The following is a 23,193-nucleotide window of genomic DNA, read 5'->3' as shown; positions in this document are numbered from 1 at the left end:
GTCAGTTGATTCCGTGGCTCTGGAGCCACATTTCCAGCAGGCCGAGTTGCCACAGCTTGTTTCCGTTCAACGGGGTCAGTTCGGCGTTCGGGTCGGCGAGCAGCGCGTCGACGTAGTCGGCGCGGAACAGGTCACGGTGGCGGGCGACGGGCGCGGAGAGCGCGTCGCGTACCCGGTCGAGGAGCTTGCCCTCCAGGTGGGTGAGGCCCGGCACCGGGAAGTAACCCTTGGGCCGGTCGATGACCTCGTGCGGGAGGACGCGGCGGCCGATCTCCTTCAGCACGCCCTTGCCGCCCTGGGCCAGTTTCAGCTCCGGCGGGCAACTCGCGGCGAGCTCCACGAACTCGTGGTCGAGGAACGGCACCCGGGCCTCCAACCCGTGCGCCATGGTCATGTTGTCCACCCGCTTCACCGGGTCGTCGGTGAGCATCACCTGGGTGTCGATCCGCAGGCCCGCGTCGACCGCGGTCGACGCGCCCGGCCGGGCCAGGTGGGCGGCCACGAACTCCCGCGCCGGGTCACCGTCGGCCAGCCAGCCCGGGTTCAGCACCCGGGCCAGGCCGGCCGCGTCCCGGTCGAAGAACGCCTTCGCGTACGTGTCGAGCGCCTGCTCCGGCTCGACCCGGGCCAGCGGCGGATACCAGTGGTAGCCGCCGAGGATCTCGTCCGCGCCCTGGCCGGACTGGACCACCCTGACGTGCTTGGACACCTCCTGGCTGAGCAGGTAGAACGCTACGCAGTCGTGGCTGACCATCGGCTCGCTCATCGCGGCGACGGCCGCCTCCAACGGCGGCACCAGATCCTGCGCGGCCACCCGGAGCTGGTGGTGGTCGGTGTCGAAGGTCTTCGCGACCAGATCCGAGTAGACGAACTCGTCTCCCTCCCGGCCGCCGACGGAGTCGAAGCCGATGGAGAAGGTGGACAGCCCGCGCTGCCCCTCGCCGGCCAGCAGCGCGACCACCAGGCTGGAGTCCAGCCCGCCGGAGAGCAGCACGCCGACCGGCACGTCGGCGACCATCCGGCGGCGCACCGCGGTGGTCAGCGAATCCAGCAGCGCGTCCTGCCAGTCCCGCTCCGACCAGTCGGCGCGCTCGGCGGCGCGGGTGAAGGACGGGTCCCAGTAAACCCGCTCGTGGGTACGGCCGTCCGGCTCGTACACCCGGACGGTGGCCGGGGGCAGCTTGGCGACGCCGCGCAGGATGGTGCGCGGCGGCGGCACGATGCTGTGGAAGCTCAGGTAGTGGGCCAGCGCCACCGGGTCGATGGAGGTGTCGACGCCGCCGCCAGCCAGCAGCGCCGGCAGGGTGCTGGCGAAGCGCACCACGCCGGGCGACTCGGCCAGGTAGAGCGGCTTGATGCCGAGCCGGTCCCGGGCCAGCACGAGCCGGCCGGTGTCCCGTTCGGCGATCGCCACGGCGAACATGCCGACCAGGTGGTCGACGAAGTCCAGCCCCCACTCGGCGTACGCCTTGACGACCACCTCGCTGTCGCCGGAGGAGAAGAAGCGGTGCCCTCTGGCCTGCAACTGCTCGCGCAGTTCCCGGTAGTTGTAGACGCAGCCGTTGAAGACACCGGTGAGCCCCGAGTCGGGGTCGACCAGCGGCTGCCCGCTCGCCGCCGACAGGTCGATGATCTTCAGGCGGCGGTGACCGAGGGCGACCGGCCCCTGGGACCAGACTCCGCTGTCGTCGGGCCCCCGGTCGCTCATGGTGGCCGCCATGCGTTCCACCGCCGCGACGTCGGCGCGCGCGCCGTCGCGCCGGAACTCTCCCGCAAGTCCGCACATGTGGTCCCATGCTGCCAGAGCATGTTGCGGTTCGCCTGTTGAGACGATGACAGTTGCGTGACAGCGTTGCTAGAATCCGCGCCGCCGGTCGCTGAGCGTGGTGGTGTCGGTGGACGAAACGGCGATCCGCACCGACGGCCGACGCACCGGCCCTCCCCCGATGTGACAAATCCCGCACCGGGCGGCTTCCGGTGCGGTGTGGGATCCTGGCGACCTCCCGTTCTGTCAGGCGGCCTCAACCTGCGGAAGGGCGACGGCGGTGCCAGTCACCGCGATCCCGGTGCCGGGTTGGGCGGGGATCTCCACCGTGAGCAGGCTCGGGCGGCCCATGTCGTGGCCCTGACGCACGGTGACCGTCGCAGGCGGCACCACCAGGCCGAGCTCGCGCAGAAGACCACCGAACGCCGCTGCTGCTGCCCCGGTCGCGGCGTCCTCGACGACACCACCGGGCGGGAACGGGTTACGCGCATGGAACACCAGCTCGGACTCGCGGTAGACGAGGTTGACGGTTGTCCAGTCGCGCTGGGCCATCAGGCTGGCCAACGCTGCCATGTCGTAGTCCAGGTCGGCCAGGCGTTGCCGGCTCACGGCGGCCACGACGGGGTGCCACGCCCCGGCGAAGGCGACCCGCGGCGGCAACCTCGTGTCGAGATCATCCGGCGTCCACCGCAGCGCTTCGAGCAGCACCGCCAGGTCACCGGCGGAGATGGGCCGGCTCCGTGGTGCGACGCTGATCAGCGTGGCGGTGGTGGTGCCGTCGGCCTGCAACCTGGTGGAGACCTCGACCAGACCGGCGCGGGTCGCCAACTGCAGGACTCCTGGACCGTGGCGCTCGGCGTAGGCGACGGCTGACGCGATGGTGGCGTGGCCGCAGAACGGGACCTCTGCCTTCGGGCTGAAGTAGCGCACCTCGAAATGCCCATCCTCACCCGGCACGAGGAACGCGGTTTCGGAGTACCCGACATCGGCCGCCACCTGCTGCATCTCCGCGTCGCCGAGGCCGGTGGCGTCCAGTACGACACCGGCCGGGTTGCCGCCGGCGGGATCGGCGCTGAACGCGGCGTACCGAAGGATTTCCATGATGACGATGGTAGGGGAAGCACCAGTCGCCCCGGTTTGGACAGTGACGGGCTGTTCGAGGGCCCGCAGCGGGTGCTGCGGGCCCTCCTCGTCGAGCCGGTCAGCTGGCGGTGCGGGCCACCCCGACCGGGCAGCTCAGCCCGTTCGGGCCGTGGGTGCAGTAGCCGTTCGGGTTCTTCGTCGGGGCCAGGTACTGCTGGTGGTAGTCCTCGGCGAAGTAGTAGTCGCCGAGCGGGGCGATCTCCGTGGTGATCTCGCCCTTGCCGGCGCGGGCCACGATCGGCGCGAACGCGTCCCGGGAGGCCTGCGCGGTGGCGAGCTGCTCGTCGGTGGTGGTGTAGATCGCCGACCGGTACTGGGTGCCGACGTCGTTGCCCTGGCGCATGCCCTGGGTCGGGTCGTGGTTCTCCCAGAAGACCTTGAGCAGATCCTCGTAGCCGATGGTCTGGGGGTCGTAGACGACCTGGACGACCTCGGCGTGCCCGGTCCGGCCCGAGCAGACCTCCTCGTACGTCGGGTTCGGCGTGTAGCCCCCGGCGTAGCCGGCGGAGGTGGTGATCACGCCGGGCAGCGTCCAGAACAGCCGCTCGGCACCCCAGAAACAGCCCATCCCGAAGACGGCGACCTGCGCCCCCTCGGGGAACGGCCCCTTCAACGGGCTGCCGAGCACCTCGTGCCGGTCGGCGACCGGCATGGCGATCGGGCGACCCGGCAGGGCCTGCTCCGGGTTGACCAGCTCGGCGTTCGTGCGGCGCAGGAACACAGTGGGACTCCTCTCGTACCTCTCCCCGCGTGCAACACCGGCGGGCCCCGCTTCCTTACCCGCCCTGCGACGGATCAGCCGGGGGCCCGGGTGCCGAGCCGAACTGAGGACGGGACCGGCGTCAGCCGAGCGCGGTGGCGACCCGGCCGGCGTACTCGCGGGCCTCGGCGTCGTCAACGTAGCGGGTGCGGGGCCAGAAGAAGCCGCGCAGGCCGTCGCCCTTCGTCCGGGGTACGACGTGGGTGTGCAGGTGCGGCACCGACTGCGAGACCTTGTTGTTCATCGCCACGAACGTGCCGCCCGCGCCCAGGCCGGCCTCCACCGCCGCGGCGAGCCTGCGCACCAGGCCGAAGTAACCGGCAATCGCGGCGGCGGGCAGTTCCGTCAGGGTGACCAGGTGGGTGCGTGGCACGATCAGCACGTGGCCCTTGAACACCGGCCGGGTGTCCAGGAACGCCACCCCGTCCGGCTCGTCGGCGACGGTGAACGCGGGCACCTCGCCCGCCACGATCCCGCAGAACACGCACTCGCTCACCGAGCCCAGGCTAGTACGGCCGGCCGCCGCCCTGCCGGCGACGTCATGGTTCGTCGAGCACCCATCTCACCGACGTCGACCTGGACCCCGCCGCGCCGCGCGCGGATAGCGGGCAGGGCCAGCGCCGAGGCGTGTGGCCCGGTCGGACCGGGTGGGGTGTCGGATCGACTACAGCACAACGACGAGCCTGGCTGACGATTCATCGGCGGATCCCTGGCCCTACCAGGGATTCCTCTGTCCGGGGCACCACAGACGAGGAGCGGATCGGCGTCGAAATCTCGTCGCGGCCCGGATCGTAGCGGTGACACGGTGTGTGTATGCCCGATCCGGGCGGCACCCCGATCCACACCGGAGGAGACACCTCATGAGCACCAGCAGGCGAAACGTCCTCGGCATGATCGCCACCGCGGCCGTAGCCGGACCCCTCGTCGGACTGTCCCACCCGACGCCCGCGCTCGCGGCCGACCTGTACGACTCCAACACCGATCTCTACTCCGACCCGAACCTGGCCGAGGGCGTCGACTACGCCCGCCGCTACCGCCGGCATCCCCAGTTCGACAACTCCGACGCCGGGCCGAGCCCGTTCCCCCGTACGGCGATCATCGCCCCGCACGGCGGCGGGATCGAGGCCGGCACCTCGGAGCTGTGCCTGGCCATCGCGGGGTACCACCCGGCGACGTTGGCCGCGACCCCGCCCGCCGGACCCACCTACGACTACTGGATGTTCGAAGGGATCCGCTCCACGGGCAACGGCGACCTGCACGTCACCGCCACGCACTGCGACGACGTGCCCGCCATGTCGGTGGCGGCCGGGGCGCTGAACGTGGTCGCGCTGCACGGCTGTACTCCCGGCACGGCGGGCCTGCCCGCGGACACCCAGGCGGTGGCGGTCGGCGGGCGCAACGCCGCGTTCCGGGCGCGGCTGGTCAGTGCCTTCCAGGCGGCCGGGTTCACCGCCTTCGACGCAACCGGCATCCCGGCGCTCGCCGGCACCGCGACGGACAACATCGTCAACCGGACGCTGCTCGGCATGGGCGCCCAACTGGAGATCACCACCCCGCTCCGGTCGGCGATGTTCGGCACCAACACCCGACCGCAGCGCAAGAACACCACCAACCAGGTGTTCTGGGGCTTCGTGGCGGCGACGCGGCTGGCGATCGCGCAAACCGAGGCGACCCAGCCAATCCTCTGACCCACGACGCGGCACGATCCGCCGGGTGGGACACCGGATGCGGACCTGGCGCGGGGCGCAGCACGTTCGTCCGAACGTGCTGCGCCCCGTCACCGATGTGACCCGCGCCCGGGTTCCACCGACCGGGACGCCGCAGAGGACTAACGTTCCCGTCATGAGTCACGGCTTCGAGACGCTCGCGATCCACGCCGGCCAGGACCCGGAGGCCCGCACCGGCGCGGTGATCCCACCGATCTACCAGACCAGCACCTACGCCCAGGACGCCGTCGGTGCGCCCCGGCAGGGCTACGAGTACAGCCGCTCCGGCAACCCCACCCGGGACGCGTTGCAGGAGTGCCTGGCCGCGCTGGAGGGCGGCCGGGTCGGGCTCGCCTTCGCCAGCGGCCTGGCCGCCGAGGACACCCTGCTGCGGGCGGTCTGCAAGCCGGGCGACCACGTGGTCATCCCGGATGACGCGTACGGCGGCACGTACCGGCTCTTCGCCCGGGTCGCCGAGCGGTGGGGGCTGTCGTACACCCCGGCCAAGGTCTCCGACCCCGACGCCGTGCGGGCCGCGATCCGGCCGGGCAGCACGAAGATCATCTGGGTGGAGACGCCGACGAACCCGCTGCTCGGCATCGCCGACATCGCCACCCTCGCGGCGGTGGCGCACGACGCCGGGGCGCTGCTGGTGGTCGACAACACCTTCGCCTCGCCGTACCTGCAACAGCCGATCGCGCACGGCGCGGACGTGGTGGTCCACTCCACCACGAAGTACGTCGGCGGACACTCCGACGTGGTCGGTGGCGCGCTTGTCGTCGCGGACGCCGGCCTCGGCGACGAGCTGCGCTACCACCAGAACGCGATGGGCGCGGTCAACGGCCCGTTCGACGCCTGGCTGACCCTGCGCGGCATCAAGACCCTCGGGGTTCGGATGGACCGGCACTGCGACAACGCCGAGCGGATCGCCGCGTACCTGGACGGGCACCGGAAGGTCGCCGAGGTCATCTACCCCGGTCTGTCCGCGCACCCCGGCCACGAGGTGGCCGCCAAGCAGATGCGCCGCTTCGGCGGCATGATCTCGTTCCGGGCCGCCGGCGGCGAGGAGCACGCGGTGCGGATCTGCAACCAGGCGAAGCTGTTCGTGCTCGCCGAGTCCCTCGGCGGGGTGGAGTCCCTGATCGAGCATCCGGGTCGGATGACACACGCGAGCGCCGCCGGCTCGCCGCTTGAAGTTCCCGGCGATCTCGTGCGACTGTCTGTCGGCATCGAGACGGTCGACGACCTGCTCGCCGATCTGGAGCAGGCACTGGGCTGACCGCGGGTGAGGAGAGGGTGGCCGTGCAGGACATCATGCCGACCTGGGTGGGGGCGACCGCCAAGCAGATCGCCCGGGGGGTACGGCGGGGTGACGTCTCCGCCACCCAGGTCGTCGCCGACCACCTGGAGCACGTCGACCGGGCCGACGCCGAGTTGGCCGCGTTCCGCGTGGTCCGGGGCGGGGAGGCGGTCACCGAGGCGGAGAAGGTCGACGAGCAGGAGGACCTGGCCAACCTGCCGTTGGCCGGCGTCCCGGTCGCGGTCAAGGAGAACACCGCCGTCGCCGGCCTGCCGACCTGGAACGGGTCGGCGGCGGTGCGTACCGGTGTCGCCGAGGCCGACCACGAGGTGGTCCGTCGGCTGCGCGGCGCCGGCGCGGTGATCCTCGGGGTGACCCGGATGCCGGAGTTGGGCCTGTGGGGGATCACCGACGACGAGTCGGCGATCACCCGCAACCCGTGGGACCCGCGGCGCACCCCGGGCGGCTCCTCCGGCGGGGCCGCCGCCGCGGTGGCCGCCGGGCTGGTGCCGATCGCGCACGGCAACGACGGTCTCGGCTCGATCCGTATCCCGGCCGCCTGCTGTGGCCTGGTCGGTCTCAAGCCGGGCCGTGGCGTGGTGCCGTGCCAGCTCGGCGCGGAGGACTGGTTCGGCCTCACCGAGCACGGGATGCTCACCACCACGGTCGCCGACGCCGCCGTCGGCTTCCAGGTGCTCGCCGGCCGCCCCCAGGAGAAGCTGGTCCCGCCGGCGCGGCTGCGGGTCGGTGTGTCGCTGCGGTCCCCCGTGCGCGGCGTGTCACCGGACGTGCCGAACCGGGACGCGGTCGCCGCCGCCGGCCGGCTGCTCGCCGCCGCGGGGCACGACACCGTTCCCGCCGACCCGGTGTACCCGACCGCGCTCGGCCTCCAGGGCATCGCCACCTGGTTCGCCGCGGCCGCCGCCGACGTGCGGGCCGCCGGCGTGCCGCCACGCGCTCTCCAGCGCCGTAGCCGCCGGCACGTCGCGCTGGGGGAGTGGGCCCAGCGCCGGGGGTATGTGCGGGAGGCCGACCGGGCCGCCTGGCGGGAACGGTCCATCGGTTTCTTCGCCGACCACTCGGTGGACCTGCTGCTCACCCCCGCGCTGGCCGGGCTGCCGCCGGCGGCCACCGCCTGGTCGAGCCGGTCATGGCTGGCGAACATGAAGGCCAACATCCGGTACGCCCCGTACGCCGCGCCCTGGAACATCGCCGGCCTGCCGTCGATCGTGGTGCCGGTGGGTCGGCGTCCGGAAGGGCTGCCGGTCGCCGTCCAGCTCGTCGGCCCGCCCGGCTCGGAGCTACTGCTGCTCGGTGTGGCGGGGCAGTTCGAGATGCAGGCCCCCTGGTCCCGGCACGCTCCCGGCTACCCGCGCGTCGGTTCGGGCTCGTCCGCCGCCGCGTGACGGTGCCGTCGGGCAACCCGGCCCACCCGCCGGTGCCGGCCGGTGCGGATCGGGCATCGCCGCAGGCAGGTGGCACGATCAGGCCATGACGGAACTAGTCGGCCTCGACGACGTACGGGCCGCGCGGAAACTGCTCGACGGCGTCACCCGGACCACCCCGCTGGAGCCCTCCCGGCCGCTGAGCGCCGCGCTCGGCGGTCCGGTCTGGCTCAAGTGCGAGAACGTGCAGCGCGCCGGCTCGTACAAGGTGCGGGGCGCGTACGTGCGGATCTCGCGGCTGTCGGCCGACGAGCGCGCTCGCGGCGTGGTCGCCGCGAGCGCCGGCAACCACGCGCAGGGGGTGGCGCTCGCCGCCGGGCTGGTGGGTACCCACGCCACGGTCTTCATGCCGGTCAACGCGCCGCTGCCGAAGGTGGCGGCCACCAAGGGGTACGGCGCCCAGGTCGAGTTGGCCGGCAACACCGTCGACGAGTCGCTGGTGGCGGCGCAGACCTTCGCCGAGCGGACCGGGGCGGTGCTGATCCACCCGTTCGACCACCGCGACGTGATCGCCGGCCAGGGCACGGTGGCGTTGGAGATCCTCGAACAGTGCCCGCAGGTGCGGACCATCGTGACCGGGGTCGGCGGCGGTGGCCTGATCTCGGGGGTCGCGGCGGCGGCCAAGGCGCTGCGTCCCGATGTCCGGGTGGTCGGGGTCCAGGCGGCCAGCGCCGCCGCCTTCCCGCTCTCGTTGCGGGCCGGTGCGCCGGTACGGCTGCCGACGTTCTCCACCATCGCCGACGGCATCGCCGTGGGCCGACCCGGCGAGATCACCTTCGACCACGTCCGCGCGCTCGTCGACGAGATCGTCACGGTCTCCGAGGAGGACATCTCCCGGGCGCTGCTGATGCTGCTGGAGCGGGGCAAGCAGGTGGTGGAACCGGCCGGCGCGGTCGGCGTGGCCGCCCTGCTCGCCGGGACCGTCGAGGTGACCACCCCGGTGGTCGCGGTGCTCTCCGGCGGCAACATCGACCCGCTGCTGATGATGCGGGTGATCGAGCACGGCCTGGCCGCCGCCGGACGGTACCTGCGGGTCACCGTCCGCTGCCCGGACCGGCCCGGCCAGCTCGCCGCGCTGCTCGCCGAGATCGCCGAGCACCGGGCGAACGTGGTGGACGTGGAGCACCAGCGGGCCAACCCGCACCTGCGCCTCGGTGAGGTCGAGGTGGCGTTGTCGGTGGAGACCCGGGGTGTCGAACACTCCGACACGCTGATCAGCGCGTTGCGGGCCAGCGGCTACCAGGTGGTCTTCGCGCCCGAGGCGTGACACCCGACGGGTGCCACGCCTCGGCGTACGCGATCGTCCCTGCCCGGGTCGCGCGGACCCGGCGGGGTCGGCCTCAGCCGCTGAAGGGTTCGAAGCTGACGATGGTCACCTTGATGTCGGCGCCGCTGGGCGCCGTGTAGGTGCAGGCCTGGCCGGCGCGGCCACCCAGGATCGCCCTGCCGAGCGCCGACTCGGGGCTGTAGACGGTCAGGTCGGTGGTGGCGCCGATCTCGCGCGACCCGAGAAGGAAGGTCTCGGTGTCGTCGGCGTCATCGTCGAAGTAGATCGTCACGACCATGCCGGGGGCCACCCCGTCGGCGGTCGGCGCCTCACCGACCTGGGCGGTGCGGAGCAGTTCCTTGAGGTAGAGGATCCGCCCCTCGGCCTTGCCCTGCTCTTCGCGGGCAGCGTGGTAGCCACCGTTCTCCCGCAGGTCGCCTTCCTCGCGCCGGGCGTTGATCTCGGCGGCGATGACCGGCCGGTTGGCGATCAGCTCGTCGAGCTCGGCCTGGAGCCGGTCGTACGCGTCCTGGGACAGCCAGGTGGCGGGCGCCTCGTTGCCTTTGGTGGACACAGGGCGTTCTCCTCGGTTGTGCGGACTGGCTGACAGGTGACTTACCAAGTTACCAGCGCGGCACACGTCCGCGGGTTGACGATCACGTCAGGACAATCCGTGCGAACCGGCTCATCCGACGGGCCGGCAGCGGAGCACCTCACCGATGAACGGGCGGGCCGTGGTGGGCACCCGGTGCCGGACGACGAGGTGCCGCTCGCCCGGTGCGGCGCTGACCGGCACCTCCTCCCGGCCCACCTCGGCGCCGTCGTGCGAGCGGGCGCGCAGCAGGCAGACCGCCGACCCGCCGGCCGGCACGGTGACCCGGAAGTCGACCCGGACGCCGGTGTCGGTGAGGTCGGCATAGGTGATCATCTGGGCGTCGTAGTTCGGGTCGCCGTAGCGGGTGTAGAGCTGGCTGGCGGCCAGGACCAGCACGCCGGCCAGACCGGCCACCAGCAGTCCCGCCAACAGCGGGCGGCGGCGTCGGGGCTCCCGACGGCGGCCGTACCGGCCCGGGGGGAACACCGGCGTGCCCGGTGGAACTGTGGCGTGCGTCTCGGTCACCGGTGGCTGTCTCCTCACGTCGTTGTCGGTGGCATCGGCAAGAATGGGAGGGTTCCATTTCCGCACCGCTCCCGGTCAAGGATGACAGGTCCGCCGCCGAGGCTGCCGGTGACACAGACGAGGAGCGCCTTCGTTGGCAGAGCAGCTGCGTCTCATGGCCGTGCACGCGCACCCGGACGACGAGTCCAGCAAGGGTGCCGCGACCACCGCGAAGTACGTCGCCGAGGGCGTGGACGTCCTGGTCGTGACGTGCACCGGCGGTGAACGCGGCAGCGTGCTCAACCCGAAGATGGACCGGCCCGACGTCTGGGCCAACATCGCCGAGATCCGTCGCGGGGAGATGGACGCCGCCCGGGCCATCCTCGGCATCGAGCAGGCCTGGCTCGGCTTCGTCGACTCGGGGCTGCCCGAGGGCGACCCGCTGCCGCCGTTGCCCGAGGGCTGCTTCGCCCTGCAGGACGTGGACGTCGCCGCCGGTGCGCTGGTGCGGCTCATGCGCGAGTTCCGCCCGCACGTCGTCACCACGTACGACGAGGAGGGCGGCTACCCGCACCCCGACCACATCATGACCCACAAGATCAGCGTGGCCGCGTTCGAAGCGGCCGGCGACCCGGAGCGCTACCCCGACCTCGGCGAGCCCTGGCAGCCGCTCAAGCTCTACTACGACATCGGGTTCTCCAAGGGCAAGATCATGGCTCTGCACGAGGCCATGCTCGAGGCCGGTCTGGAGTCGCCCTACGGACAGTGGCTCAAGCACTGGGAGGACCGTCCGGACAAGGGCCCCCGGATCACCACCCGGGTGGAATGCGCCGACTATTTCCCGGTCCGCGACGACGCACTGCGCGCCCACGCCACCCAGATCGACCCGGACGGCTTCTGGTTCCACGTGCCGATGGACCTCCAGCGGCGGGCCTGGCCCACGGAGGATTTCCAACTCGTCCGCTCGTTGGTCGACAGCCCGCTGCCCGAGTCGGACCTCTTCGCCGGGGTACGCGAGACGGCTCACGCCCGCTGACCGGCGCCGGGCTACGCTGAAACCCCACCGCACATCGGAGAACACATGCTGACCGCCGCCCAGGTGCTCGCGACGAACAACTTCGGTGACACCCGCACGGGTGGCCTGGCCGGGCCGATGGGCCTGTTCCTCCTCCTGCTGCTGTCCGCCGCCACCATCCTCCTGATCCGCAACATGAACTCCCGGCTGCGCCGGCTGCCGGACCGGTTCCCCGACCACGGCACGGCGGCCGGAACCGGTCGGGTCGACGCGTCGGTCGTCGATCCGACGGATGGGATGGCGGGGCAGGAATCACGTCCAAACGAGGCCACCGGCCACCAACAGGGCCGCAACCGCTGACGCGAGGGTGATTCACGCCCATCCGGGCCGTCGACCCCTGTTGCGGTCACCCGGATTGGCTTAGCCTTCCGCCGGGGGGACCTCGCAGTCCCCGAGCCGCGCGCGGGAGGGGGCGCCATGACCGTGGCAGCAGCGTCTGTCCCGTGCGCCGTCCCGGCGCCGGCGAACGGAGTGGGCCGGTGACCTCCGGCCGGGGCGGCGATCTGCGCGACCGGTCCGACCCGCTCGGCGTACCGCCGCGGGTGCTGCTGCTCGTCGCCGCCGTCACGCTCACCGCCCTGGCCGCGGTCGCGGCCGGCCTGATCGTTCCCGCCACGCTGCCACCGGACGACCCGCTCGCCCCACCGGCCCGGTTCGGGGTCGTCGTCGCGGTGTTCGCCGTCGCCCAACTGGCCCGGCTGCGGTTCCGCACCGAGACCGGCATGGTCAGCATCACCTGGGGCGAAGCTGCCCTGATCGTCTGCCTGTACCTCGCGCCGGCCGGATGGCTGCCCGCCGCCGCCCTGCTCGGCACCGCCCTGGCCTGGGGCGGCATGTCCCTGTTCGTCGATCGGCGACCGCCCGTCGAGGTGCTGCGGATCGCGGCCTCGCTGACCGCCGCCACGGCGCTGGCGGTCGCGGTCGCCACCACGCTCGGCGCACCGCTGCTGGCCGCGCCCACCCCCGCCCTCGCGCTCGCCCAGGTCGCCGGCGCGGTCACCTACCTGCTGGCCACCGTTTGCCTCGGCGGGGCCACCCTGGCCCTGCGCAACGGGCTGGCGATCGGGCCGCCGATCCTCGCCGCGCTCCGCGGCAAACTGCTGATGTTCGTCGGCAACGTCGCCGTCGGCTTGACCGTGGTGGCGCTGCTGGAGATCGACGCCCGCTGGTTGCTGCTCCTGCCACCCCCGCTCTGGCTGCTCCAGCAGACCTACCGGCACCGGCTCCGGGTCGACCGGGAGCGGCGCGACTGGCGGGCGTTCGCCGAGGCGACGGCCGCCCTCAACCAGCTCGACGAGCGGGGCGTGGCCACCGCCGCGGCGGCCGGTGCGCGAACTCTCTTCGGCGCCGAGCTGGTCGACGTCGACGTGGCCCGGGGCGACGGCCGCTGGCGCCGCTACCGCGCCGAGGCCTGCGGCCAGGTGCGCGACCGGGAGGTGGGACCGCCCGGTCCATCGTCCGCCGGCGAGCACGAGCTGGTCCGTCCGCTCACCGTCGGCGACGTCCTGGTCGGCGAGTTTCGGGTCCGGTTCCCCGCCTCGGCGCCGCCGGCCCCCCGGGAGCGCGACGCGGTGGCCGCCTTCTCCGACGCGCTGGCCGCCGCGCTGCACGACTCCGCCACCCATCGCGAGCTGCGGCTGGTCAGCGCACGATCCTCGTACGAGGCGGTGCACGACGCGCTGACCGGGCTGGTCAACCGGGCTGCCATGCTCAGCAAGGGCGACCAGGCGTTGCGGCAGCTCGCGCACGACCACCCCGTCGCGCTGCTGCTGCTGGACGTCAACAAGTTCAGGGAGGTCAACGACACCCTCGGGCACGCCGCCGGCGACCAGCTGCTGCGGCTCACCGCCAACCGGCTGGGTGCCCTCACCCGCCCCGGTGATCTGCTGGGGCGTCTCGGCGGCGACGAGTTCGCCCTGCTGCTGACGTCGGTGCCGATCGTCGGCGATCGGGCGGCGCCGATGGCGTACGCGCTGCGCCAGGCCCGCGAGATCGCCGAGCGGCTGGCCGCACCCACCGAGGTGGCCGGAGTGCGCATGTCGGTCGAGGTGTCGGTGGGAGTGGTGGTGGCCGGGGCCGGCACCGCCGACCTGACCGAGCTGCTGCGCCGCGCCGACATCGCCATGTACCAGGCCAAGGAGGGCGGCGGCAGCGTCGCCGTGTACGACAGCTCCCGGGACGCCGCGAGCACCGACCAGTTGGCGCTGCTCGCCGAGCTGCGGGAGGCGTTGCAGACCGACGACCAGCTGGTGCTGGCCCTGCAACCGGCGGTCGACCTCGCCACCGGCGCACCGACCGGAGTGGAGGCCCTGATCCGTTGGCGGCACCCGCGACGGGGCTGGCTCGGCCCGGTCGACTTCATCCGCCCGGTGGAGAACAGTGAGCAGCTCGGCGCCTTCACCCGGTACGTGCTGGACAAGGCGCTCGCGGTGGCGGCCGGCTGGGCCCGCGAAGGGCTGGACGTGCCGATCTCGGTGAACCTGTCGGCGCGCAGCCTGCTCGACCCGCGGCTACCGGCCGAGATCGCCGACGCGCTGCGCCGGCACCAGGTGCCGCCGCACCGGCTCGTCCTGGAGATCACCGAGACGGTGGTGATGAGCGAGCTGGAGGTGATCGACGAGGTGCTGGCCACCCTGCGCGCCATGGGCGTGCAGCTGGCCGTGGACGACTTCGGCACCGGCTTCTCGTCGTTGACCTTCCTCACCCGGATCGCCGTGGACGAGTTGAAGGTGGACCGGTCGTTCGTGATCCGGATGGTCGACTCGCCGGAGGCGGCGGCGATCGTCCGGACCACCGTCGGGCTCGCCCACGAGTTGGGACTGCGGGTGGTCGCCGAGGGGGTGGAGACCGCCGAGCAGCGGCTCGCCCTGGCCGAGCTGGGCTGCACCGCAGCCCAGGGCTACCACTTCTTCAAACCGATGCCGGCGGACAAGATCGGAGCGGTGCTCGGGTCGCTGCGCGACGCGGCCGAGTCCAACGTGTTCCGGCTCCGCGTCGACGGGGCCTCCTGAGCCGGTCGTCGGTGTGACCGGCGGGGGCGCCGCGGGGTGGATATGGTCGTCGGGTGAACCGACTCGCGGACGCCACCTCGCCGTACCTGCTCCAGCACGCCGACAACCCGGTCGACTGGTGGCCGTGGTGTCCGGAGGCTTTCGCCGAGGCGAAGCGCCGGGACGTGCCGGTGCTCATCTCGGTCGGCTACGCGGCCTGCCACTGGTGTCACGTGATGGCCCACGAGTCGTTCGAGAACGAGCAGGTCGGGGCACTGGTCAACGACGACTTCGTGGCGATCAAGGTGGACCGTGAGGAGCGGCCCGACGTCGACGCCGTCTACATGACCGCCACCCAGGCGATGACCGGGCAGGGCGGCTGGCCGATGACGGTCTTCGCCACTCCGGACGGCACCCCGTTCTTCTGCGGCACCTACTTCCCGCGACCGAACTTCGTCCGGCTGCTGGAATCGGTCGCCGCCGCCTGGCGCGACCAGCGGGAGGCCGTGCTGCGCCAGGGTGCCGCCGTGGTCGAGGCGATCGGCGGGGCACAGGCCGTCGGTGGTCCCACCGCCCCGCTCACCGCCGAGCTGCTCGACGCCGCCGCCGGCCAGCTCGCCCGCGAGTACGACGAGACCAACGGCGGGTTCGGTGCCGCCCCGAAGTTCCCCCCGCACATGAACCTGCTCTTCCTGCTCCGCCACCACCAGCGCACCGGCTCGGCGCGCAGTCTGGAGATCGCCCGGCACACCGCCGAGGCGATGGCCCGGGGCGGCATCCACGACCAGCTCGCGGGTGGGTTCGCGCGCTACTCGGTGGACGGCCACTGGACGGTGCCGCACTTCGAGAAGATGCTCTACGACAACGCCCTGCTGCTGCGCTTCTACACCCAGCTCTGGCGGCTCACCGGCGACCGGCTGGCTCGGCGGGTGGCCCGGGACACCGCCCGTTTCCTCGCCGACGAGCTGCACAAGCCGGGGGAGGGCTTCGCGTCGGCACTGGACGCCGACACCGAGGGCGTCGAGGGGCTCACCTACGCCTGGACGCCGGCCCAGCTGGTCGAGGCGTTGGGCGAGTCCGACGGCCGCTGGGCCGCGGACCTGTTCGAGGTCACCGAGTCCGGCACCTTCGAACACGGCACGAGCGTGCTCCGGCTCGCCCGGGACGTCGACGACGCCGACCCGCAGATCCGGGCCCGCTGGCAGGACGTGGTCGGGCGGCTGCTGGCCGCCCGGGACGCCCGGCCGCAACCGGCCCGCGACGACAAGGTGGTGGCCGCCTGGAACGGCCTGGCCATCACCGCGATCGCCGAGTTCCTCCTGGTCGCCGCCGCGTACGTCGCGCCCGACGACGAGGACGCGAACCTGATGGAGGGCGTCACCATCGTCGCCGACGGGGCGATGCGGGACGCCGCCGCGCACCTGGCCGCCGTGCACGTGGTCGACGGGCGGCTGCGCCGGACGTCGCGCGACAAGGCGGTCGGTGAGCCGGCCGGGGTGCTGGAGGACTACGGCTGCGTGGCCGAGGCGTTCTGTGCGCTGCACCAGCTCACCGGAGAGGGACGCTGGCTGGAACTGGCCGGCGGGCTGCTGGACACCGCCCTGGCCCGCTTCGCCGCCCCGGACGGCGGCTTCTACGACACCGCCGACGACGCCGAGCGACTGGTCACCCGACCCGCCGACCCGACCGACAACGCCACCCCGTCCGGTCGTTCCGCGATCGCGGCGGCCCTGGTGACGTACGCCGCGCTGACCGGCCAGACCCGGTACCGGGAGGCGGCCGAGCGGGCGCTGGCCACCGTCGCGCCGATCGTCGGGCGGCACGCCCGGTTCACCGGCTACGCGGCGATGGCGGGCGAGGCGCTGCTCTCCGGGCCGTACGAGATCGCGGTGGTCACCGACGACCCGGAGGGCGACCCGCTGGTGGCGGCGGCGACCCGGCACGCCCCGCCCGGGGCGGTGCTGGTGGCCGGCCGGACCGACCGGCCGGGGGTGCCGCTGCTGGCGGACCGGCCGCTGGTCGACGGGCGGCCCACCGCGTACGTCTGTCGGGGTTTCGTCTGCCAGCGACCGGTGACCTCCGTCGACGACCTGGTCGCCCAACTCGGCTGACCCAGCCCACCGCCATCGTCGGACCACCGGCCACCGCCGTCGGCCGGCACCGGTCACGGCCAGAGCAGCTCGCGGTTCCAGCCGTTCAGGCTCCGGCGGTAGCGGAGCCGGACGTGCCGGCGCTCCCGGTCGGCCTGCCAGAACTCGACGGTCTCGGGCCGTGTTAGGTACACGGTGTGGGCCTCGGCGACGAGCTCCGGGTCGGCGGCCAGCGCCGCACGGACCCGGGCGAGTTCCGCGTCGAGGGCCGCCCGGTCGGTGAGCTGCTCGCTCTGCCGGCCGGCCAGGGTGGCGACCCGGGACCCGAGCGGGCGGGCCAGGAAGTCGCGCCGGGAGACCTCCGGGTCCGCGGGGCGGGTCACCCCTCGGACCCGCACCTGCCGGCCCAGCTCCCGCCAGTGGAAGGTCAGCGCGGCCCGGGGATTGCCGGCGAGCTGCCGGCCCTTGGCGCTGTGGGCGCTGGTGGCGAAGTGCCAGCCGTCGGCGTCCAGGTCCTTGAGGATGAGCACGCGCGCGTCGGGGAAGCCGTCGGCGTCCACCGTCGAGACGGTCATCGCGTGCGGCTCGTCCACCCCGGCGGTGACCGCCGTCGCGAACCAGGAGGCGAAGAGAGTCACGGGGTCGTCCGGCACGTCGACGGGGTCGAAGGCGGGCATCTCGTGCGCCAGCACCGGGAGCCCGCGCAACATGTCACGGGTAGTCATGACGCGATCATGTCAATCACCGGTCGTCGGGGTGGCCCCACCCGCCGCCCGTGGGGCGCTGCTGGCGGGCTCGGGCGGGCCCGGCCCCTCCGGTCGGGCCGCGATGGCCACCCGGATAGGCTGGTGGCGCTATGGATTCCCGTACCGGTCTGCCCGTGGTCGGCATGGTGGGTGGGGGCCAGTTGGCCCGGATGACCCACCAGGCGGCCATCGCCCTCGGCCAGTCGCTGCGTGTGCTGGCGCTCACCCCGGACGACGGCGCCGCCCTGGTCGCCGCCGACGTCCAGTACGGCGACCACACCGACCTCGCCGCGCTGCGCACCTTCGCCAAGGGCTGCGACGTGGTCACCTTCGACCACGAACATGTCCCGACGGAGCACATCCGTACCCTCGCCGCCGAGGGGGTGAAGCTCTTCCCGCCGGCCGACGCGCTGCTGCACGCGCAGGACAAGCAGGTGATGCGGGAACGACTCACCGCGCTGGGTGCGCCCAACCCGGCCTGGGCTCCGGTCGGCGCACCGGCCGACCTCGTCGCCTTCGGCGCGGAGCACGGCTGGCCGGTGGTGCTCAAGGCGGCCCGCGGCGGGTACGACGGTCGGGGGGTCTGGCTGGTCACCGACGCGGCCGCGGCCACCGAACTGGCCGCGACGCTGCTCGCCGGCGGCACCTCGCTGCTCGTCGAGGAGCGGGTGGCGCTGCGCCGGGAATTGGCCGTGCAGGTGGCCCGCTCGCCGTTCGGGCAGGTCGCCGCGTACCCGGTGGTGGAGACCGTGCAACGGGACGGGATCTGCGTGGAGGTGCTCGCCCCCGCCCCCGACCTGCCCGAGGAGCTGGCGGTCGCCGCCCAGCAGCTCGCCATCGACCTGGCCACCGCGCTCGGCGTGGTCGGCATGCTGGCGGTGGAGCTGTTCGACACGCCCGCCGGGCTGGTGGTGAACGAGTTGGCCATGCGGCCGCACAACTCGGGGCACTGGACCATCGAGGGGGCCCGGACCTCGCAGTTCGAGCAGCACCTGCGGGCAGTGCTGGACTACCCGATGGGGGACACCTCCCTCACCGCGCCGGCCGTGGTGATGGCGAACGTGCTCGGCGGCGAGCCGGGCGGGATCTCCCTCGACGAGCGGCTGCACCACCTCTTCGCCGCCGAGCCGCGCGCCAAGGTCCACCTGTACGGCAAGCAGGTACGCCCCGGCCGCAAGATCGGCCACGTCACCGTCCTCGGTGACGACCTGGACGACGTACGGGCTCGGGCCGCGCGAGCGGCCCGCTGGCTGCGGAAGGGGCAGGCATGAGCACCGTCGGATTGATCATGGGTAGCGACTCGGACTGGCCGACGATGAAGGCCGCCGCCGAGGCGCTGGACGAGTTCGGGGTGCCGTACGAGGTCGGCGTGGTCTCCGCGCACCGCACCCCGGTCAAGATGATCGAGTACGGTCGTACCGCCGCGGACCGGGGTGTCAAGGTCATCATCGCCGGGGCCGGTGGCGCTGCCCACCTGCCGGGGATGGTCGCCTCGGTCACCCCGCTGCCGGTGATCGGCGTGCCGGTGCCGCTGAAGCACCTCGACGGGATGGACTCGTTGCTCTCCATCGTGCAGATGCCGGCCGGCGTGCCGGTCGCCACGGTGTCGATCGGCAACGCCCGTAACGCCGGCCTGCTCGCCGTCCGCATCCTGGCCGTGGGTGACCCGGCGCTGCGTACCCGGATGGCTGACTACCAGGCGAGCCTGGAGAAGTTGGTGGCCGAGAAGGAGGCCACCCTTCGCGCCTCGCTGGGCTGATTCGGCGGTCGCCGCCCTCGTCGCACCGGCTTGATCAACACGGGTCGCGGCGGGTCGCGGCGTCTCCGTCGGCGGACCCTGTGCACCACGCCGCAATCGATAACCGATCATGTGGGGCCTCACCGCATGCCGCGCAGCGCGGTCTGCAACCGCTCCTGGGCCCGGCGACGACGCTCGTTGCTCGCTCCCAACACCAGCAGCACCAGCCCGACCGGGATCAGCACCAGCCACGGGCCGAGGCTGAACAGGGCGTGCACGGCCGCGATCGCGGTCACCACGGCACCGATGATCACCGGTGCCTGCTGCTGGCTGATCGACCCGAAGATCAGCACGGCCACCGCCCCGAGCAGCAACAGCACCTGCCGCAACATGCTGGCGTCGGTGGCCAGCACGATCGCCAGGGTCGGTACGAACGCGGCGACCAGCGCCGGCCCGTACGCCACCCAGCTGGACAGATCCGCCCGGTGGCGCAGTTCGAGCATCCCGACCAGCAGCGCCAGGGCGGCGAACGGCAGCGTGTACGCCTCGGGCAGCGCCACGTCGGCGACCCGCATCAGGATCCACCAGGCGGTGATCTCGCAGGCCACCACCGACCAGAACAGGATCCGCCGTTCCACCGGGCGTCGCCCGGGCCGGGTGGCCGCGAGCCCGAGCACCGCGCCCCAGGCGGCGAGCAGGGCGGCGATGTGCCGCGGCGAGTCGAAGGCCAACGCCAGGGCGATCAGCGCGGCGGCGGACCCGCTCCACTCCACGGTGGCGGCCTCGCGCTGCGCCTCGGGCCGGCGCAGCCGGGGCAGGGTGGCGGCGAACACCTGCAGAGCCGCACCGACCGCCAGCACCCCGAAGGCCGACCAGACCGCGGCGAACCCGGCCACCAGACCGAGAGTGAGCACGAACAACTGCGCCATCAACGAGGCGAAGAGCCAACCCAGGATCCGAGCCCGCTGGGTGGTGCCGAACAGCGCCGCGACCGTCCCGACGCCCACCGCACCGCCCAGGGTGAACAGGGTCAGCGACCGGGTGCCGAGGCTGCCGGCCAGCCCGGCTCCCCCGGCGGCCAGCCCGATAACGAAGACCAGCACCCGGGCCACCCGTACCGACCGGGCGCGCTCGACCAGCGGTGGCGGCGGGGTCAGCGCGAGCCCGAGCATCGAGATGGTGAACACGGCCAGCGCGGCCAGCGCGCTCTCCGGCCAGGCGTGACCCAGGGCGGTCGGCGTGATCAGCAGGGTCACCGCGAGACCGGGCAGCACCACCGGTACGGCCCGCGAGCGGCGGCCACCGCTGAGCCCGGTGGCGGCCAACGCCGCCGTGACGGTGAGCAGCAACGCGGTCAGCACGTGCGTCGGGTCGACCGCCGCCGCCGGCGGAGTGAGCAGCTCCGGCGGCGGGCCCTGCCAGACCCGGGAGAGCATCCGGTGCGGCTCCACCAGCGCGACGTAGAGCAGCGGCGCCAGCGAGGCCAGTGCCAGCAGGGTCGGCAGCGCCGCCGCGGCGAGCGCCCCAGCGGCCGGGCTGACCCGCCAGCGGCGCGGCGAGCCGTCGTCGGGCAGCCGGCGCAACGCCCCGTCCAGCAGCACCGTCCAACGGCGGACCGGCTGGGCCGAGCCGACCGGCGGCACGGTGGCCGCCCGGACCAGCTCGGCGAGCACCCCGAGCAGCGCCGCCGCGGCGGCGTACACCCCGGAGGGGAGGCGGGCGACGATGGCGGCCAGCGCGCTGATCGTCGCCCCGCCGGCCACCGCCGCGCTGGCGTACGGCAGATACTGCGGCACCTGACTGCGGAGAGCGGCCACCGCCGCCAGCCCGATGCTGGACGCTGCCAACGTGGCGGTCAGCACCACCTGGGCGGGGTGACCAGAACCGGCGGCCAGAGCGGCGACCGCCCCGGGCAGCGCCAGCAGGGCGGCACCCGTGGCGACCCCGCCGATCTGCACCAGGTGCGGCGGCATCCCTTCGCTCTCGACATCCTCCACCAGGGACGGCGCCAGCGTCCGGGCCAGGGCCGCCACGACCAGGCCGATGAGCGCGATGCCACCCAGGGCCAGCGCGGTGGTCCACGGGCGGACCAGGCCGGCCCCGGCCGCGTGCAGCGCGACAGCCCCGGCCACGGTGACCCGGGAGAGCGCCCCGCGCGGATCGAGGGTGGCCGCCGCGGCCATCCCGAACACGGTGGCCACCGTCAGGCCCACCAGCACCGGGGACCACCAGGGCAGGTCGAACGCGGCGGGTGTGCCGATAGTGGCGAGCACCGCGGCGGCCCCGGCCACGTCGTACTTCCACGGCGGCGGGAGCAGGATCGCGGCGGCGGTGCCGAGCAGCACCAGCGCGACCGGAGCCTGCCAGGTCGCGCCACCGGTCGGGGCGGCCGGCCAATTCGTCAGGTCACCGGCCCAGATCGGACCCGGGGTGGCGAGCACCCCCCACCCGCCGCGCAGCGCCGACCAGCCGGCGATCAACCCGATCAGCACGCCGCCGACGGCGACGCCGGCCACCGGGCCGCGCCGCCACTCCTCCGGCATCGCCCGGGCGGCCACGGCGACCAGCAGCACCAGGGCGGCGGCCACCACGAGCTGCCCGCCCGGAGAGATCACCGCGGCGATCCGGGCCAACGTGGCGATCAGCGTGGCGGTGACCGCGGCGGCAGCCAGGTCGGCGCCGTCCAGGCTGGCGTCCGACCGACGGCCCGCGTCGATTCTCGGGGCGAAGAGCAACAGCAGCGTCGCGACGAGCAGCAGGCTGCCAACCCAGGCGTCGGCGGCGGTCCGCCCGGGCGCGAAGAAGGCCGCGCCAACCACGGCGAGCGCGCCGAGGCCGGTGCCGACCGCGTGCGGCGGGGCGAGGTACCGCTGGGAGACCTGCACCATCGCGGCGTACCCGAGGGTCACGCAGGCGGCCAGGAAACTCGCGGCGAGGATCGGGACGGTCAGTTCCCGTAGCGCCGCCGGGGTCGGTGCGGGACCGGCCGGCTCGGTGGCGGCGACGAAGGCGGCCACCGCGCCGGGCAGCGCGAACGCCGCCCCGCCGGCCGCCCAACCCGACATCGTGTCGGCGGCCGGGGTGAGCCGCACCCGGGGGGCGACCGCGACCAGCACCCCGGCCAGCATGAACACGGCCAGCACCGCCGCGGTCAGCGCCGGTCGGCTGAGGGCGGCGCCGGCGCCGACGGCCCCCACGAGGGCCGCGGCTACCGCGTGCGCCAGGGCGGCCCGTTCGGTGCTGGCCGTAAGGCCGAGCACCCCGATGCCGACCGCGGTGAGCACCATCGGCCAAGGGGCTGCCGCCCAACCGAGGCCGAGCGAGGCGGGCACGGCGAGCGCGGTCAGCCCGGCCCCCACGACGGCGAACTCCCGCCGGATCTCCGGTGGCAGAGCCAGCACCGCCGCGATGGTCAGCAGCAGAGCGCTGACGGCGAGCTGCCCGGCCGTCGGGCCGACCGCCGTGGCCAGTTCGGCGGGGAACCGGTCCAGGTCGGCGGCCCAGGGTGGCAACGCGGCGCGGACCGGGGCCAGACCGGCCCGCAGCGCGCCCCCGGCGACCACCACGCCGCTGACCGTCAGCGCCGCCGCCGAGGCGAACTGCGGCCCGCGCCGGGCCGTCTCCGGCACCGCCCGGACGGCCAGCCCGGTGAGCGTGATGACCCCGGCGATCAGCAGCAGCGCGCGATCGGGGACGGCGACCGAGGCGATCCGGCTCAGCGCCCCGATCACCGCCAGGGTGACGATGCCGGCCCCCACGTCGGGCAGCGGGGCCCGGCGTACGGTCAGGGTGCCGGCCAGGGCCACCACCGCGGCGAGCAGCAGCGCCGCGCCGGCCACCACGGCCGCCGGTACGGTGGCCGCCCGCAGCAGCGCGGTGACCGCGTACGCCAGGGCCAGCGCCACCGCCGCACCGTGCAGCAGCCAGGTGAGCTGCGGCAGCCCCGGCACCGGTCGGGCACCCTCCCCGGGGGGTGCCGGCGCGGCCGCCGGACCGAGCACCTCGCCGGCCTCCTCGGGCGCGCCCTCCGGCCGAGCGTCGCCGGTGCGCTGCCGGGGCGGCACCGGGG

Annotated in this window: 18 protein-coding genes; 10 read left to right on the top strand and 8 right to left on the bottom strand. The window is 73.6% G+C overall.

From position 1 onward, the window contains the following. Position 1: 1 nt before the first annotated feature. The 4 genes from E1182_RS10150 to E1182_RS10135 all read right to left on the bottom strand — a co-directional run bounded on the left by E1182_RS10150 (position 2) and on the right by E1182_RS10135 (position 4,164). Entirely contained in the window at positions 2–1,786 is a 1,785-nt protein-coding gene (locus tag E1182_RS10150; RefSeq protein WP_132263369.1) for an N-acetylglutaminylglutamine amidotransferase, read from the bottom strand. Positions 1,787–2,011: 225 nt separating this feature from the next. Next, on the bottom strand, positions 2,012–2,866 hold the full coding sequence (locus tag E1182_RS10145; RefSeq protein WP_132263367.1) for a PhzF family phenazine biosynthesis protein: 855 nt from the start codon (positions 2,864–2,866) through the stop codon (positions 2,012–2,014). A gap of 100 nt (positions 2,867–2,966) precedes the next feature. Beyond that, positions 2,967–3,629 carry a peptide-methionine (S)-S-oxide reductase MsrA gene (gene msrA, locus E1182_RS10140; protein WP_132263365.1) on the bottom strand — a complete coding sequence of 221 codons (663 nt, stop codon included), beginning with the start codon at positions 3,627–3,629 and terminating at the stop codon, positions 2,967–2,969. Between the two features lie 121 nt (positions 3,630–3,750). Beyond that, on the bottom strand, positions 3,751–4,164 hold the full coding sequence (locus E1182_RS10135; protein ID WP_132263363.1) for an HIT family protein: 414 nt from the start codon (positions 4,162–4,164) through the stop codon (positions 3,751–3,753). Positions 4,165–4,528: 364 nt separating this feature from the next. Here E1182_RS10135 and E1182_RS10130 point away from each other — a divergent pair, with 364 nt between their 5' ends. The 4 genes from E1182_RS10130 (at position 4,529) to ilvA (ending at position 9,386) form a co-directional block, all read left to right on the top strand. Beyond that, positions 4,529–5,356 carry a poly-gamma-glutamate hydrolase family protein gene (locus tag E1182_RS10130; RefSeq protein WP_132263361.1) on the top strand — a complete coding sequence of 276 codons (828 nt, stop codon included), beginning with the start codon at positions 4,529–4,531 and terminating at the stop codon, positions 5,354–5,356. Positions 5,357–5,510: 154 nt separating this feature from the next. Beyond that, on the top strand, positions 5,511–6,653 hold the full coding sequence (locus E1182_RS10125) for a cystathionine gamma-synthase (protein ID WP_132263358.1): 1,143 nt from the start codon (positions 5,511–5,513) through the stop codon (positions 6,651–6,653). Positions 6,654–6,670: 17 nt separating this feature from the next. After that, positions 6,671–8,080 (top strand): amidase, encoded by a 1,410-nt coding sequence (locus tag E1182_RS10120; protein ID WP_132263356.1) that lies wholly within the window; start codon positions 6,671–6,673, stop codon positions 8,078–8,080. 85 nt (positions 8,081–8,165) lie between these two features. Further along, complete coding sequence (ilvA, locus tag E1182_RS10115) at positions 8,166–9,386, top strand: threonine ammonia-lyase (RefSeq protein ID WP_132263354.1); 1,221 nt, start codon at positions 8,166–8,168, stop codon at positions 9,384–9,386. Between the two features lie 73 nt (positions 9,387–9,459). Here the strand turns inward: ilvA and greA are convergent, their stop codons facing one another. Together greA and E1182_RS10105 are read right to left on the bottom strand one after the other, a co-directional pair. Then, the gene (gene greA / locus E1182_RS10110; protein WP_132263351.1) at positions 9,460–9,960 is read right to left on the bottom strand and encodes a transcription elongation factor GreA; all 501 of its coding nucleotides are present in this window, start codon (positions 9,958–9,960) and stop codon (positions 9,460–9,462) included. A gap of 111 nt (positions 9,961–10,071) precedes the next feature. Further along, positions 10,072–10,506 (bottom strand): DUF4307 domain-containing protein, encoded by a 435-nt coding sequence (locus tag E1182_RS10105; protein WP_132263348.1) that lies wholly within the window; start codon positions 10,504–10,506, stop codon positions 10,072–10,074. Positions 10,507–10,639: 133 nt separating this feature from the next. Between E1182_RS10105 and mca the strand changes: the two genes are divergently transcribed. The 4 genes from mca (at position 10,640) to E1182_RS10085 (ending at position 16,661) form a co-directional block, all read left to right on the top strand. After that, a complete protein-coding gene (gene mca, locus E1182_RS10100; protein WP_132263346.1) occupies positions 10,640–11,521 on the top strand; it encodes a mycothiol conjugate amidase Mca in 882 nt (293 codons plus the stop codon). Between the two features lie 45 nt (positions 11,522–11,566). Further along, complete coding sequence (locus E1182_RS10095) at positions 11,567–11,860, top strand: hypothetical protein (RefSeq protein ID WP_132263343.1); 294 nt, start codon at positions 11,567–11,569, stop codon at positions 11,858–11,860. Between the two features lie 203 nt (positions 11,861–12,063). Then, positions 12,064–14,571 (top strand): bifunctional diguanylate cyclase/phosphodiesterase, encoded by a 2,508-nt coding sequence (locus E1182_RS10090; protein ID WP_243706140.1) that lies wholly within the window; start codon positions 12,064–12,066, stop codon positions 14,569–14,571. Positions 14,572–14,624: 53 nt separating this feature from the next. Beyond that, entirely contained in the window at positions 14,625–16,661 is a 2,037-nt protein-coding gene (locus tag E1182_RS10085; RefSeq protein WP_132263337.1) for a thioredoxin domain-containing protein, read from the top strand. A gap of 53 nt (positions 16,662–16,714) precedes the next feature. On the opposite strand, the gene E1182_RS10080 is transcribed toward E1182_RS10085, so the two are convergent. Then, positions 16,715–17,365: a pyridoxal 5'-phosphate synthase gene (locus E1182_RS10080; protein WP_132263334.1), complete on the bottom strand. Its 651-nt coding sequence runs from the start codon at positions 17,363–17,365 to the stop codon at positions 16,715–16,717. 131 nt (positions 17,366–17,496) lie between these two features. Between E1182_RS10080 and E1182_RS10075 the strand changes: the two genes are divergently transcribed. Both E1182_RS10075 and purE read left to right on the top strand, forming a co-directional pair. After that, positions 17,497–18,657, top strand: coding sequence for a 5-(carboxyamino)imidazole ribonucleotide synthase (locus E1182_RS10075; RefSeq protein WP_132263332.1), 1,161 nt, complete (start codon positions 17,497–17,499; stop codon positions 18,655–18,657). Further along, positions 18,654–19,145, top strand: coding sequence for a 5-(carboxyamino)imidazole ribonucleotide mutase (gene purE, locus E1182_RS10070; protein WP_132263329.1), 492 nt, complete (start codon positions 18,654–18,656; stop codon positions 19,143–19,145). Before E1182_RS10075 ends, purE begins: the two co-directional genes overlap by 4 nt. A 119-nt stretch (positions 19,146–19,264) precedes the next feature. Here purE and E1182_RS10065 read toward each other — a convergent pair. Next, a partial coding sequence (locus E1182_RS10065) for an SCO7613 C-terminal domain-containing membrane protein (RefSeq protein WP_132263326.1) occupies positions 19,265–23,193 on the bottom strand: 3,929 nt, incomplete at its 5' end.

The organism is Micromonospora sp. KC721, assembly GCF_004348355.1.
In the GTDB taxonomy this organism is placed as follows: Bacteria; Actinomycetota; Actinomycetes; order Mycobacteriales; family Micromonosporaceae; genus Micromonospora.
This window is presented reverse-complemented; position numbering and strand designations above follow the sequence as displayed.